Source organism: Marinobacter sp. (assembly GCF_041984545.1).
Taxonomy (GTDB): Bacteria; Pseudomonadota; Gammaproteobacteria; order Pseudomonadales; family Oleiphilaceae; genus Marinobacter.
Genome location: NZ_JBHIXV010000014.1, coordinates 82,112 through 95,686, shown reverse-complemented (window position 1 = coordinate 95,686; position 13,575 = coordinate 82,112). Strand labels below are relative to the sequence as shown.

At 63.3% G+C, this 13,575-nt stretch carries 14 protein-coding genes; 13 read left to right on the top strand and 1 reads right to left on the bottom strand.

The features are described from left to right. The 11 genes from pqqA to ACFC20_RS08810 all read left to right on the top strand — a co-directional run. Window positions 1-66, top strand: a 66-nt coding sequence (gene pqqA / locus ACFC20_RS08860) for a pyrroloquinoline quinone precursor peptide PqqA (protein ID WP_375192680.1), incomplete at its 5' end; no start/stop codon positions are given. 53 nt (window positions 67-119) lie between these two features. Next, on the top strand, window positions 120-1,049 hold the full coding sequence (gene pqqB / locus ACFC20_RS08855; protein ID WP_375192677.1) for a pyrroloquinoline quinone biosynthesis protein PqqB: 930 nt from the start codon (window positions 120-122) through the stop codon (window positions 1,047-1,049). Then, a complete protein-coding gene (pqqC, locus tag ACFC20_RS08850; protein ID WP_375183455.1) occupies window positions 1,046-1,801 on the top strand; it encodes a pyrroloquinoline-quinone synthase PqqC in 756 nt (251 codons plus the stop codon). The genes pqqB and pqqC overlap by 4 nt, the downstream gene beginning before the upstream one ends. Next, entirely contained in the window at window positions 1,798-2,076 is a 279-nt protein-coding gene (gene pqqD, locus ACFC20_RS08845; RefSeq protein WP_375183454.1) for a pyrroloquinoline quinone biosynthesis peptide chaperone PqqD, read from the top strand. The genes pqqC and pqqD overlap by 4 nt, the downstream gene beginning before the upstream one ends. Continuing rightward, entirely contained in the window at window positions 2,073-3,230 is a 1,158-nt protein-coding gene (gene pqqE / locus ACFC20_RS08840; RefSeq protein ID WP_375183453.1) for a pyrroloquinoline quinone biosynthesis protein PqqE, read from the top strand. The genes pqqD and pqqE overlap by 4 nt, the downstream gene beginning before the upstream one ends. Window positions 3,231-3,384: 154 nt before the next feature. After that, window positions 3,385-5,178 (top strand): prolyl oligopeptidase family serine peptidase, encoded by a 1,794-nt coding sequence (locus tag ACFC20_RS08835; RefSeq protein WP_375192676.1) that lies wholly within the window; start codon window positions 3,385-3,387, stop codon window positions 5,176-5,178. A 44-nt stretch (window positions 5,179-5,222) separates the two neighbouring features. Then, the gene (ercA, locus tag ACFC20_RS08830) at window positions 5,223-6,386 is read left to right on the top strand and encodes an alcohol dehydrogenase-like regulatory protein ErcA (protein ID WP_375192675.1); all 1,164 of its coding nucleotides are present in this window, start codon (window positions 5,223-5,225) and stop codon (window positions 6,384-6,386) included. Further along, the gene (locus ACFC20_RS08825; RefSeq protein WP_375192674.1) at window positions 6,370-8,139 is read left to right on the top strand and encodes an ATP-binding protein; all 1,770 of its coding nucleotides are present in this window, start codon (window positions 6,370-6,372) and stop codon (window positions 8,137-8,139) included. Before ercA ends, ACFC20_RS08825 begins: the two co-directional genes overlap by 17 nt. Before the next feature lie 105 nt (window positions 8,140-8,244). Then, window positions 8,245-8,532: a hypothetical protein gene (locus ACFC20_RS08820; protein ID WP_091987973.1), complete on the top strand. Its 288-nt coding sequence runs from the start codon at window positions 8,245-8,247 to the stop codon at window positions 8,530-8,532. 67 nt (window positions 8,533-8,599) lie between these two features. Then, entirely contained in the window at window positions 8,600-9,976 is a 1,377-nt protein-coding gene (locus ACFC20_RS08815) for a class II fumarate hydratase (protein WP_375192673.1), read from the top strand. A gap of 26 nt (window positions 9,977-10,002) precedes the next feature. Continuing rightward, on the top strand, window positions 10,003-10,485 hold the full coding sequence (locus ACFC20_RS08810) for a CDP-archaeol synthase (protein WP_375192672.1): 483 nt from the start codon (window positions 10,003-10,005) through the stop codon (window positions 10,483-10,485). Here ACFC20_RS08810 and ACFC20_RS08805 read toward each other — a convergent pair. Continuing rightward, window positions 10,482-11,456: a metallophosphoesterase gene (locus ACFC20_RS08805; protein WP_375192671.1), complete on the bottom strand. Its 975-nt coding sequence runs from the start codon at window positions 11,454-11,456 to the stop codon at window positions 10,482-10,484. The genes ACFC20_RS08810 and ACFC20_RS08805 overlap by 4 nt on opposite strands. Before the next feature lie 164 nt (window positions 11,457-11,620). On the opposite strand from ACFC20_RS08805, the gene chrA reads away from it, so the two are divergent. Continuing rightward, window positions 11,621-12,802, top strand: coding sequence for a chromate efflux transporter (gene chrA / locus ACFC20_RS08800; RefSeq protein WP_375183449.1), 1,182 nt, complete (start codon window positions 11,621-11,623; stop codon window positions 12,800-12,802). A 110-nt stretch (window positions 12,803-12,912) separates the two neighbouring features. Then, the gene (gene msrA / locus ACFC20_RS08795; RefSeq protein WP_375183450.1) at window positions 12,913-13,566 is read left to right on the top strand and encodes a peptide-methionine (S)-S-oxide reductase MsrA; all 654 of its coding nucleotides are present in this window, start codon (window positions 12,913-12,915) and stop codon (window positions 13,564-13,566) included. Window positions 13,567-13,575: the final 9 nt, after the last annotated feature.

Sequence of the window (13,575 nt, the reverse complement as noted above, 5' to 3'; positions counted from 1 at the left end):
ACCAAACCAGCCTACGAAGATCTCCGCATCGGTTTCGAAGTCACCATGTACTTCGCCAATCGCTGAGTGCTGAAGCGGCCAGCCTCGAGCTGGCCGTTTTGCTTGTGGAGTGACCCACCATGTTGATTCACGTTCTGGGCTCCGCTGCAGGCGGTGGCTTTCCCCAGTGGAACTGTAACTGCGCCAACTGCGACGGCTTCCGGAAGGGCACCCTGAACGCCCGGGCCCGTACCCAGTCTTCCATTGCCATCAGTGAAGACGGCGAGCACTGGATCCTGTTTAACGCCTCCCCCGACATTCGCGCCCAGTTGGCTTCCTTCGAAGCGATGCAGCCGGCACGTGCTCTGAGGGATACCGGCATTGATGCCATTGTGCTGATGGACAGCCAGGTGGACCACACCACCGGCCTGCTGTCCCTGCGCGAGGGACTGCCGATGGACGTCTGGTGTACCGAACAGGTGCATGAAGACCTCAGTGGTGGTTTTCCGCTGTTCACCATGCTCACGCACTGGAACGGTGGCCTGAACTGGCAGCGCATCGAGGCATCCGAGCAGACGCCTTTTACCATTCCCTGCGCACCGTCCATCGAGCTCACCGCCATTCCGCTGTTGAGCAACGCGCCCCCGTATTCACCGCGCCGGGACAACCCGCACCCGGGCGATAACATCGGCCTGTTCCTGAGAGACACCCGTACCGGCCAGACCGTCCTATATGCCCCGGGCCTGGGCCAGCCCGACGAGCGAATCCTTGGCTGGATGCGACAAGCGGATGTGCTGCTGGTGGACGGCACCGTCTGGCACGACGACGAGATGATCCGCCAGGAAGTGGGCACAAAGACTGGGCAGGCTATGGGCCATCTCGCCCAGAGCGGCCCCGGCGGCATGATCGAGGTGCTCGATAGCCTGACGGCGGCGCGCAAGATCCTGATTCACATCAACAACACCAACCCGATCCTGAACGAGGACTCCCCGGAGCGGGCGGAGCTGACCCGCCACGGCATTGAGGTGTCCTGGGACGGCATGCACATCGACCTGTCGGGGGCGCCATGAACGCCAGAGCCAACACCGCCATGAATCGCACGGATTTCGAGCAGGCCCTGCGGGCCAAGGGCCAGTATTACCACATCCACCACCCGTACCATAAAGCGATGTACGGCGGAAAATGCACGCCCGAACAGATCCGCGGCTGGGTGGCCAATCGGTACTACTACCAGATCAGGATTCCCCAGAAGGACTCGGCGATCATGGCCAACTGCCCGGACGCCAGCGTACGCCGGCTCTGGTTGCAGCGTATTCTGGATCACGACGGCCACGACGGCGATGTGGGTGGCATCGAAGCCTGGCTGTGTCTGGCCGAGGCGGTGGGCCTGAGCCGGGATGAGGTGATTGATCAGCGCCACGTGCTGCCAGGCGTCCGGTTTGCGGTGGACGCGTACCTGAACTTTGCCCGCCGCGCGACCTGGCAGGAGGCGGCCTGCTCGTCCCTGACCGAGCTGTTTGCCCCGGAGATTCATCAGTCCCGGCTGGACAGCTGGCCTGCCCACTATCCCTGGATTGAAGAACCCGGCTACCGCTACTTCCGCAAGCGCCTGTCGGAAGCCCGGCGGGATGTGGAGCACGGCCTGACCATTACCCTCGACCACTTTACCACCGAGGCCCAGCAGGCCCGGGCCCTGGAAATCTTGCAGTTCAAGCTGGACATCCTGTGGACGATGCTGGACGCCATGACCATGGCCTACGGCCACCGGACCCCGCCCTACCATACGGTGACCGACGCACAGGTCTGGCACCGGGGGCTGTGATGGAGGTGGCTATGCAGGAGGTACCGCGTTTTCGGCGAGGATTCCGGTTCCAGTGGGAGCCGGCCCAGCAGAGCTACGTGCTGCTCTACCCGGAAGGCATGGTGAAACTCAACGGCAGTGCCGGCGCCATCCTCAACGAAGTGGACGGCCAGCGCAGCGTGGCTGATATTGTGGCCAGCCTGGAGCAGCAGTTCCCCGACGCCGGCCCCCTGGGCCAGGACGTCAGCGAGTTCCTGCAGGACGCCCGGCAACAGCATTGGATTGAATGGTCATGAGCTGCTCCCACGGACACCCGGCGCCCGCCAACCCCCATGATGCCGGGCCGCCCCTGTGGCTGCTGGCGGAACTCACCTACCGTTGCCCGCTGCAGTGCCCCTATTGCTCCAACCCGCTGGATTTTGCCCAGACTGAACGGGAACTGACCACCGACGAGTGGGTGAGCGTGCTTCGGCAGGGTCGGAAAATGGGCGCGGCCCAGCTGGGCTTCTCCGGGGGCGAGCCGCTGGTTCGCCCGGACCTGTCGGAGCTGATTGCCGAGGCGCGGCAGTTGGGGTACTACACCAATCTCATCACCTCGGGCCTGGGGCTGACCGAGGCCAAGGTGGATGCCTTTGCCGAGGCCGGGCTGGACCATATCCAGGTGAGCTTCCAGGCCTCGGACCCGGAACTGAACAACGCGGTGGCCGGCTCCCGCAAGGCCTTCGACCAGAAGCTGGCCATGGCCCGGGCGGTGAAGGAGGCGGGCTACCCGATGGTGCTCAATTTTGTGATCCACCGACACAATATCCACCAGATGAACGACATCATGGACCTGTGCGAGCGCCTGGGCGCGGATTACGTGGAGCTGGCCACCTGCCAGTATTACGGCTGGGCCTTCGAGAACCGGGAAGGCCTGATGCCCTCGAAAGCGCAGCTGGTGAAAGCCGAGCAGGAAGTGAACCGTTATCGCGAACGGCTGCAGCAGTCCGGCTCGGCCATGAAGCTCATTTTCGTGACTCCGGATTACTACGAAGAGCGCCCGAAAGCCTGCATGAACGGCTGGGGCAATCTGTTCCTGACAGTGGCCCCCGACGGCACCGCCCTGCCGTGTCATAGCGCCAGGCTGCTGCCCATCGAATTTCCCAACGTTAGAGACATGGATCTTCAAAACATCTGGTATGACAGCCCCGGATTCAACCACTACCGGGGCGACAGCTGGATGCCGGAGCCCTGCCGTTCCTGCGATGAGAAGGAAAAGGACTTCGGCGGCTGCCGATGCCAGGCGTATTTATTGACCGGCAATGCCGATAATACAGATCCGGTTTGCAACAAATCCGCGTATCATGACCGTATCCTGGCAGCGAGGAGAGCTGCCGACCACGCCACGGCCGGCCTGACGGAACTGGTGTACCGAAATGCGGACAATTCACGACTTTTCTTCCGGGGCTGACGGCTCTTCTCTCCCGGCTGATGGCTCTTGCCTCGCAGCTGATGGCTCTTCTCCCGAAGCTGATGGCTCTTCCCTCCCAGCTGAAGGCTCTGCAACCCGATGCCTGAGTGCCAGCGAGGCGTGTGCCGCCCATGTTCAGTGCGGTGAGCTTACGGTGTCGACTGCCGGTGTTTACTGGTTGCAGACCGACCCTGAGCGGGGTTGCATGGTGCTGTGGCAGCTGTCGGAGCAGGGGCCGGTGAGGTTCGGCCCCGACCCCCTGGGCGTCCGCAGCCGGGTCAACGGCTACGGGGGCGGCGCCCTGGCGGCGTGTTCCACCGGGGTGTTTGTGGTGGCCGAGGATCAGCAGATCCGGCATGTCAGCCAGAAAGACGGGCAGTGTACCCAGCTTACCGACGACCCCGATGCGATGTATGGCGGCCTGGTTGCCGATGACACCCGCCAGCGGGTACTGGCCGTACGCGAATGCAATAACCAGCAGCAGCTGGTTGCCATCACCCTCGAGGGTGAGCAAAGAGTGCTTCACTCGGGCCAGGATTTCTACAGTGCCCCGGCACTCTCCGATGACGGTACCCGGTTGGCATGGGTGAGTTGGCAGCAGCCGGATATGCCCTGGATACGCAGCCAGCTGTGGTTGGGTGAGGTGAGTGACGATGGCGCCCTTGCCGACTGCCATTCCCTGAACTCGCCCCTCAACCGGTCCCTGCAGGCTTCGGTCCAGCAACCGGTGTTTGATGGCGATCGGCTCTGGGTTCTTTCTGACCATGAGGGCTGGTGGCAGCCCTGGCAGGTTGATGGGTTGGGTGAGGGCGATTGGCACTCTGACGGAGCTCCGGCCCGTGATCATGCCAACGCGCCCTGGCAGCTGGGGGAGTCCCACCATTGTCCCATCGGCGATGGCCGCTGGGCGCGGGTGCGATACTGCAATGGCACAGGGCAGCTCTGGTTGATTTCCGACGGTCAGGAAGAGCGCCGGGTGGCTACTGAATACGGCGATTTCCGTCACCTGCGAACAGCCGAAGGTACCCTCTACTGTGTGGCTCGTTCTGCTACCCGATTGGATGCGATACTGGCTATTGATCCTGTCACGGGCCTCGAGCACATCATCGCCGGTGGGGGCGACCCCATGCCGCAGGTACGGGCCGCGCTGCCGCTGGACATCGAGGTGCCAGCTTCGGGGGGCGATAGCCACCCGATACAGGGTTTTTTCTACACGCCAAAACAGGCCTCCGTGGACGCACCGCCGCTGATTCTGATCGCACATGGCGGGCCCACGTCCGCCGCCTACCCGGTGTTCAATCCCCACGTGCAGTACTGGTGTCAGCGCGGCTTTGCGGTGGCCGAGATCAACTACCGCGGCAGCACTGGTTTTGGTCGGGCGTTCCGGCTGGCCCTCGAGGGCCGCTGGGGGGAGATTGACGTGGAGGACATGGAGCGGGCGGCTGATCATCTGGCGTCCTTCGGCCTGGTGGATGGTAGTCGGGTGTTCATCCAGGGTCGCAGCTCCGGCGGCTATACCGCCCTGATGGCCATGATCCGGAGCCGCCGGTTCAGGGCGGGGGCCAGCCTGTTCGGGGTTACCGATCCACTGCGTTTACGGGCGATGACCCATCGCTTTGAATCCGGCTATCTGGACTGGTTGCTGGGCCATCCCGATGACCATCCCCGGCGCTGGCACGAGCGCACGCCGCTGTACCACGCCGACCGCATCGCGGCGCCGATGATTTTCTTCCAGGGCGGCCAGGATCCGGTGGTGGTGCCGGAGCAGACCCGGGCCATGGTGGCAGCCATGAAAGCCGCCGGAGGTGCGCCGGAACTGCACTGGTTCGACGAGGAAGGCCACGGGTTCCGCAAACGGGCCAGCCAGGTGGGCATGCTGGAGTGGACCTTCAGCTTTTACCGACGGCATAGCCAAAAGGCCGATGAACAGGCCGGTTACTTGAGTTAAACTTTCGACAATTCCTATAACAACAAACCGTCGGATGGAGAACGATGAGCCACGACATCTCCGCGCTTAGAAAGTTTGTGTCCCCGGAAATTGTGTTCGGCGCCGGGTCGCGCAAGTCGGTGGCGAACTTTGCCAGCAACTTCGGCGCCCGGCACGTGCTCCTGGTGTCTGACCCCGGTGTGGCCGCAGCAGGTTGGGTCCGCGACATTGAGACAGTCCTGATCGACGCCGGCATCCGCTGCACCCTGTTCACCGGAGTTTCGCCCAATCCCAAGGTCGACGAGGTGATGGCGGGCGCCGAACTGTACAAGTCGAGCGATTGCGATGTCATCGTGGCCATTGGCGGCGGCAGCCCCATGGACTGCGCCAAGGGCATTGGTATTGTCGCCACCCACGGCCGTAACATCCTTGAGTTCGAGGGCGTCGACACCATCACCAATCCGCCGCCGCCATTGATCCTGATACCGACCACGGCCGGCACGTCCGCCGATGTATCCCAGTTCGCGATCATTTCCGACCCCAATCGTCGCTTCAAGTTCTCCATCATCAGCAAGGCCGTGGTGCCGGATGTGTCACTGATCGATCCCGAAGTGACCGAAACCATGGACGCCTACCTCACCGCCTGTACCGGTGTGGATGCCCTGGTGCATGCCATTGAGGCGTTCGTATCCACTGGCAGCGGCCCGCTCACCGACACCCACGCTTTGGAGGCGATCCGGCTGATCAACCGCAACCTCGAGCCCCTGGTTGCCAACACCGCCGATCCGGTGCTGCGGGAGCAGATCATGCTGGCGTCCATGCAGGCAGGCCTGGCGTTTTCCAACGCCATCCTCGGTGCGGTACACGCCATGTCTCACAGTCTGGGCGGCTTCCTGGATCTGCCCCATGGGCTGTGTAACGCGCTGCTGCTGGAACACGTGGTGGCCTACAACTACCAGGCCGCCGAGGACCGGTTCCGGCGGGTGGCTGAAGCCATGGACATCGACACCCGCGGCATGAGCCGGGCCGAGATCAAGAAGCGTCTGATGGGCCGGATTGTGGAACTCAAGCGCCGGGTCGGCCTGGAAGCGCGGCTGGCCCAGCTCGGAGTGAGCGTGTCTGACATTCCTTACCTTTCCGGCTTCGCCCTCCAGGACCCCTGCATTCTGACCAATCCACGCAAATCCTCGCTCCGGGACGTTCAGGTCGTCTATGAAGAAGCGCTCTGACGAACAGGACGGCGAGCGGGACAGCAGCTACGGAATTGGCGATCTTCTGGGACTGGGCAGCCAGTCTGTTCGCAAGAACTATTACCCGGCGTTGCAGGAACGGATCGAGGAGCTCGAGCAGGAACGTAACCGCTACAAGTGGCTGTTCGAGAATGCCCTGCACGGTATTTTCCAGGCTAACCTGCGCGGCGGCTTCCTGGCCTGCAATCCGGCAATGGCACGGATCTGCGGGTACGACAGCCCCGAGGCGCTCAAGAACGGGGTGATCCGGCTCCGGGAACAGCTGTTCTGCAGCGCCAGCGAGTTTGATGCTATCCGCCAGGAGTTGCTTGATTACGGCAGCCTGAGTGCCCGGGAAACCCGCTTTCAGCGGGCCGATCGCACGCCGGTTCAGGTGGCGGTAACATTGCTGCGCAGGCCAGACCTGGGGCCGGAGGTGGTGGAAGCCTTCGTCGCGGACATTACCGAGCGGGTGCTGGCACGGCAGAAGCTGGAACAACTGAACGCGACCCTTGAGCGCCGGGTGGAGGAGCGCACCGAGGCACTGCAGAATGCCAACGTGGGCCTGCGTTATCAGATTGAGGAGCGGGAAAAAGTCGAGCGGGAACTGGTGGTCGCCATGGAGGCCGCCAAAGAGGCGATCCGCAGCAAGGACAAGTACCTGGCGGCGGCCAGCCACGACCTGCTGCAGCCGCTCAACGCTGCGCGCCTGATGATCTCTGCGCTCCAGGACAGCTCGCTGCCGGAACAGGAAGCCCGCATGGTGCAGCAGGTGCACCGGGCTCTCGAAGGGGCCGAAGACCTGCTGGCGGATTTGCTGGACATCTCGAAACTCGACCAGCAGGCCATGAAACCCGATCTGGTTTACACCGATGTGGCCGCTCTGGCCCGGGCTCTGGGCGAGGAATTCGAGGCAGTGGCCGCCAATGCCGGCCTGGGCTTCCGGGTACGTACGGTGCCTGCGGTGGTTCGAACGGATCAGCGCATGCTCACCCGCATTGTGCGTAACCTGCTCAGCAACGCCTTTCGCTATACCCGCAAAGGTGGCGTGGTGCTGGCACTCCGCCAACGGCGCGATCAGCTGCGCATTGAAGTCTGGGACACCGGTGTCGGCATCGAGGCGGCCAAACTCCGGGATATCTTTACCGAGTTCCACCAGTTGCTGCCCCAGGGCACCGGCGGCCGGCAGGGTGTTGGCCTCGGGCTCGCCATTGTCGAGCGCATGGTACGGGTATTGGGCTACAGCATCGATGTGGCTTCAAGGCCGGGGCGCGGATCCCGATTCGTGCTTACCCTGCCTCTCGATCAAGCTGGTTCGTCCCCCGTGCCAGCGCCCGGCGCCACCTTACCCGGCCATGCCGAGGGTTTCGAAGGCCTGCCGGTGCTGGTGATCGACAACGAACCGGCGGTGCTTGAAAGCCTGCAGGTGTTGCTGGAGCGCTGGGGATGCGATGTGGTCACCGCTGGCAGCAAGGCCGAGGCGCTGGCGAAGATGGCGTCGGGCGCCCGGGTGCCTGCGGTGATCCTGGCCGATTATCACCTCGACCAGGAATTGACCGGTTACGATGCCATTCACGCGGTCCGGCGGCATCTCGGCCAGGATATCCCGGCCGCTGTCATCACGGCTGATCGCAGTGACGACACCCGCCGGCTGTTGCGGGCGCAGTACCTCCCGATCCTCAACAAACCGGTAAAACCCAACCGGCTGCGGGCCCTGATTACCAGCCTGATCACCCCTTCCTCGACGCTCTGATCAAGGTCGCTCCCGACCTCGCCGGTCTCCTTCCGGCGCGCGAAAATCACAGGAATTGCACCGCCCGACTACACTTAGGGGAGGTTCACAGGAAGGAGACCCATCATGAGTGTTCCGGACAACAGCCTGACCAACCACGAAGTCACGGTCTGCCTCGCCGGCGGCGCCGTGCTTGGCCCGTTCAACGCCACCTGGAGCCAGGACTCGGGCGGCGATGTGCGGGAACTGGTGCGGGAGTACGACAGCTTCCTCCAGGGTGAGAAACAGCGTCGATACAAGTTTCACCTGCATGATACCTACACCAACACCGTGCACACCCTGATCCTGAACTTTGAGCAGGTCACCGGCATTTGCGACCATGTACGACTGAGGTCCCACGGCGGTACGGGTTGATACAGACGTCGGAGCCTGCCGTACAACGCCGGTAACTCACGATGTAAACGGACAGACAGGAGGGATCATGAGCGACTACAGAATCGAAACCGACAGTCTAGGAGACGTCCAGGTTCCGTCCAACGCGCTCTGGGGTGCACAGACCCAGCGCGCGGTTGATAATTTCCCGGTCAGCGGGCAGCCCATGCCCGGCGCGTTCATTGCGGCTGTGGCCCGGGTCAAGCGGGCCGCCGCCGAGGCCAATACCAGCCTGGGTCTGCTCGACAGCGACCTTCGGGATGCCATTGTGCAGGCCTGTGACGAACTGGTGGCCGGCGAGCACGCCGACCAGTTTCCGGTTGACCGGTACCAGACCGGTTCCGGCACCAGCACCAATATGAACGTGAACGAGGTGATTTCGAATCTGGCCCGGAACGCTGGTCACGAGGTGCATCCCAACGACCACGTCAATATGAGCCAGAGCTCCAATGACGTGATTCCCACGGCCATTCATGTGAGCTCGGTGCTGGCGGTAAAGGAAAAGCTGCTGCCGGCACTGTCCCACCTGCGCGGGATGATCTACGAGCGTGAGGCGGAATTTTCCGAGCAGGTGAAGACCGGCCGCACCCACCTGATGGATGCCATGCCCGTTACTCTGGGGCAGGAGCTGCGAACCTGGCGGGAGCAGCTCTTCGCCGTGGAAAAACGGGTGGAAGCCGCTGCCGACGAACTGCTGGCGGTGCCTCAGGGCGGGACGGCCGTGGGTACCGGCATCAACGCCTTGCCGGAGTTTGCGGAACAGTTTGCCAAGTCCCTGCGTTCGAACACCGGATTTCATTTCACCACCCTGGAGCACAAGTTCATCGGCCAGAGCGCCGTGGACGGCCCGGTGGCGCTGTCTGCCCAGTTACGGGGTGTGGCCATTGTGCTGACCAAGATCGCCAACGATCTGCGCTGGATGAACAGTGGCCCCATCCATGGCCTGGCAGAGATCAGCCTGCCGGCCCTGCAGCCGGGCAGCAGTATCATGCCGGGCAAGGTGAACCCGGTGATTCCGGAATCGGTGGCCATGATAAGTGCCCAGGTCATGGGGCTGGACAGCACCGTGGCCATCGCGGGACAGTCCGGTAATTTTCAGCTCAACGTCATGCTGCCGCTGGTGGGCGCCAACCTGCTGGACATGACCGAGCTGCTGGCCAATGCCGCCCTTATGCTGGGCGACAAGGCCATCCGTGATTTCACGGTGCACGCCGACAACCTGAATGCCGGCGTCGGCCGCAATCCGGTGCTGGTGACCGCCCTGAACCCGGAAATTGGCTACAGTCTGGCGGCTGATATTGCCAAGGAAGCCTACCGTACGGGGCGCCCGGTGATTGATGTGGCGGAGGAGCGCAGCGGTCTCAGCCGTGAACGGCTAGAGGGGTTGATGGACCCGCTCAAGCTGACCCGGGGCGGCATCGCCTGAGGCGCCGGACAGGGAGGCGAGGGCCTTTGCTGATCACCCTGGAGCTTTATGTGATGCTGGTGCTGGCCAACGGTACGCCGGTGGTCGCCGCCCGCCTGCTCAAAGACCGGTGGTCGGCGCCGGTTGACGGTGACCGGCTCTGGGGGGATGGCCGCCCCGTGTTTGGCCACAGCAAAACCTGGCGAGGCGTGGCGTCCGGCACTCTGGCGTGCGCGCTGTTTTCATTGGCGACCGGGCTGGGCTTCGTGTTCGGCGTTGTTTTCGGGTTGCTCGGGCTGGCGGGCGACCTGCTCAGTAGCTTCATCAAACGTCGCCTCGGGCTCGTTTCCAGCGCCCGGGCCCTGGGGCTCGATCAGATCCCGGAAGCACTGCTGCCCATGCTGCTGGCCATGGTGTGGTTACCGGTCAGTGTCTGGGTGTTGATTGCCGTGGTGGTGTTGTTCACCGTCTCCAATATCCTGGCTTCACCCCTGCTGTACCGGCTGGGCATCCGTCGACAGCCGCACTAATCGGGGGCCCGGGTGAGGGTGTGCAGGGTGACCTCTGGCGGGCAGTTCAGGCGCACATTCACCACGGAGGTGCCGCTGCCTGGTGAGGTGTAACCCTGCATGCCGTTGACCTTCCAGTAGCCCCGTCCGAGGCTGCGGGGGCAATCCGAGTCCAGGGTCACCGGAATGCCCCCGGGCAGGCAGATCTGGCCACCGTGGGTGTGACCGCACAGGAAGACGTCGTAACCGGCGTGGGCCGCCTCCCGCCAGATTTCGGGGGTGTGGCTGAGCAGGATACTGGTGCCACCTGCGGGTATCTCATCACCGGCCCGGTGCAGGTTGTGGACCTTGTAGAAGTGGGCGTCGTCGACGCCGGCCAGGAACAGGGTCTGGCCGTCCCGCTCCAGGGGCGCCATCTCGTTCATCAGCAGTTTGTAGCCCATGTCTTCCAGGGCCGGTACCATGCGCACGCTGTCGTGGTTGCCAAGCACCGCGTAGGCGGTGCCTCGAATGCCCCGGCGCAAACGGGCCATGCCTTCCAGGGCATTTTCAATGGGTCCCCAGGTCAGTTTCCGGTAATCACCGGTGAGCACGCACAGGTCGTAATCCAGCGGCTCGATCTGGCGCAGCACCGCCTGCAGGTTGGCCTCATCCATGTCCACATGAAGGTCGGTGAGGTGCAGAATTCGGAAGCCCTCGAAGGTAGCGGGGAGGTTGGGCAGACAGAAGCGGTTGTGTACCGTGGTCAGATGTCGGCTATTGTGCTGGCCCCGACGCCAGAGGCCGGCCAGTTGAAGGCAGGTCCGGATAAACCGGGGCGCAGTGGCCCAGTTTTCCAGATGAAAAGAACTGTGATCCTGCCCGAACACCTTCGCCTCGGCTTCGCGTTCAATGCCCAGTCTCTGGCGGGCGTGAACAGGGCCGAGTCTCAGGCTCAGGCGGTATTCCAGGAGATCGTCCTGGTTCTCCGGTGTGTGAGCCCTTGCCGTCATTGTGCTTCCTTCGTATGCCGAGCCGGGCATGGCCTGAATGCAAAGTGGCAAACCCTCCTTCATTATGGATGGCCCTCGATGCTATGCAACCAAAACGACATAATGTTCATGTTTGATGCCGGATACCGGCACATCGATGACCAGGCCCCGGGAACAGGACAACCATGACCACAGAAACGCAACCGAGCAGAGCTTCCTTCTGGCAGATTTTCGGGCTCTTCCTGCGCCTTGGGCTGACCTCCTTTGGCGGGCCGGCGGCCCATCTCGGTTTTTTTCACGACGAGTTCGTCAAGCGCCGCCGGTGGCTGTCGGACAGCGTGTATGGCGAAATCGTGGCGCTCTGCCAGTTGTTACCGGGCCCGGCATCCAGCCAGGTGGGTCTTACTATTGGTTTCCTTAAGGGACACTACCGTGGGGCTCTGGCGGCGTGGCTTGGCTTCACACTGCCATCGGCGGTGATCATGATCGGCTTTGCAGTGGGGTTGAGCCTCTGGCCCGAAGCCAGCGCCGGAGGCTGGGTTAAGGGCCTCAAGCTGTTTGTGGTGGCGGTGGTGGCGCAGGCGGTTTGGCAAATGGGCAAGAGCCTGTGCCCGGACCGCAGCCGGGTGGCCATGGCACTGCTGGTGGCGATCGGCCTGCTGATGATCGGGGAGACCTGGATGCAGCTGCTGGCCCTGGCCATCGCAGGAGGCGCCGGAGCGCTCATGGGGCTTGGCAGTGATCGGGCCGCCGATCCGTTGCACCTGCCGTTGCAGTCGGGCAAGCCAGCGCTTCTGGGGCTGGTGTTCCTGGGGTTGCTGGTGGTGTCTTTCCTGCCACAGGTGTCGGGAAGCCTGGCGTGGGTTGCCGCCGAAATGTACCGGGCAGGTGCCCTGGTGTTTGGCGGCGGCCATGTGGTGCTGCCCTGGCTGCAGGAAGGTTTCGTGGCATCCGGCGCCATGCCTGCCGACACGTTCCTGGCCGGCTACGGGGTTGCCCAGGCGATGCCGGGGCCACTGTTCAGCTTCTCGGGCTTCCTTGGTGGTGCCGAGGCCGGCCCATGGGGTGGCCTGGTGTCGGTGGTGGCGGTTTTCCTGCCGGGCACCCTGCTGGTGTTTGCCGGCCTTCCCCTGTGGCGCTGGTTGCGGGAACACCGTGCGGCGAGGTCGGCGTTGGCGGGGGTAAATGCCGGTGTTGTCGGATTGCTGCTGGCGGCTCTGTACGACCCGGTGTGGACGTCGGCGGTGCACGGTCCGATGGATTTTGGCCTGGTGCTGTTACTCTGGGTGGCCCTGACGGTCTGGCGCATTCCGGTGTGGCTGCTGGCGCCGCTGAGCGCCGGGGCCGGTGTGATCCTGCCACTGTGATCATCGTACAAGCCACAGGGATTGTGCGAGCGGGTCCGTGGGTTGGCAAAGCCGACGGTTTCCGGCCACAATCCCCCAAAGTACCCATCGGTTTGAAATCAGAGGTCACCATGTCGACATCCTGCAATATTCCCGGCCTGAAGGTTCCCCGCAGCCGGTTTCCGGACCCGGAGAAAGATCTGCCAACCACCGGGGCAGAACAGCGGGTGGTGCTGGCCGGCGGCTGTTTCTGGTGCGTCGAGGCGGTGTTCCTGGCGATTGACGGTGTAACCCGTGTCCAGTCCGGCTATGCCGGCGGCCACGCCAGTTCCGCCAACTACGAGGCGGTGTGCAGCGGCACCACCGGCCATGCCGAAGTGGTCGAGGTGCACTACGACCCGGCCAGGGTGAGTTTCGGGGAACTGCTGAAAGTGTTTTTCTCCGTGGCCCACGATCCCACCCAGCTGAACCGCCAGGGCAACGATCGCGGCACCCAGTATCGATCCGCCGTGTTTTTTGAAACCGCCGAGCAGCGCGAGGTGGTCGAAGCGTACATCCGGCAGCTGGAGGAGGCCGGCGTGTATCCGGATCCGATCGTTACCACGCTGGAGCCGCTGGAGGCGTTCTACCCGGCCGAGGAGTACCACCAGAACTTCGCCGCCCGCAATCCCTATCAGCCCTACATCATGGCGGTGGCGGCCCCGAAAATGGAAAAACTGGTGGACCGGTTTGGTGACAAACTGAAGCCGGAATACACCGACACTGACACAGACAGCACCGCCTGAGGAGATAGA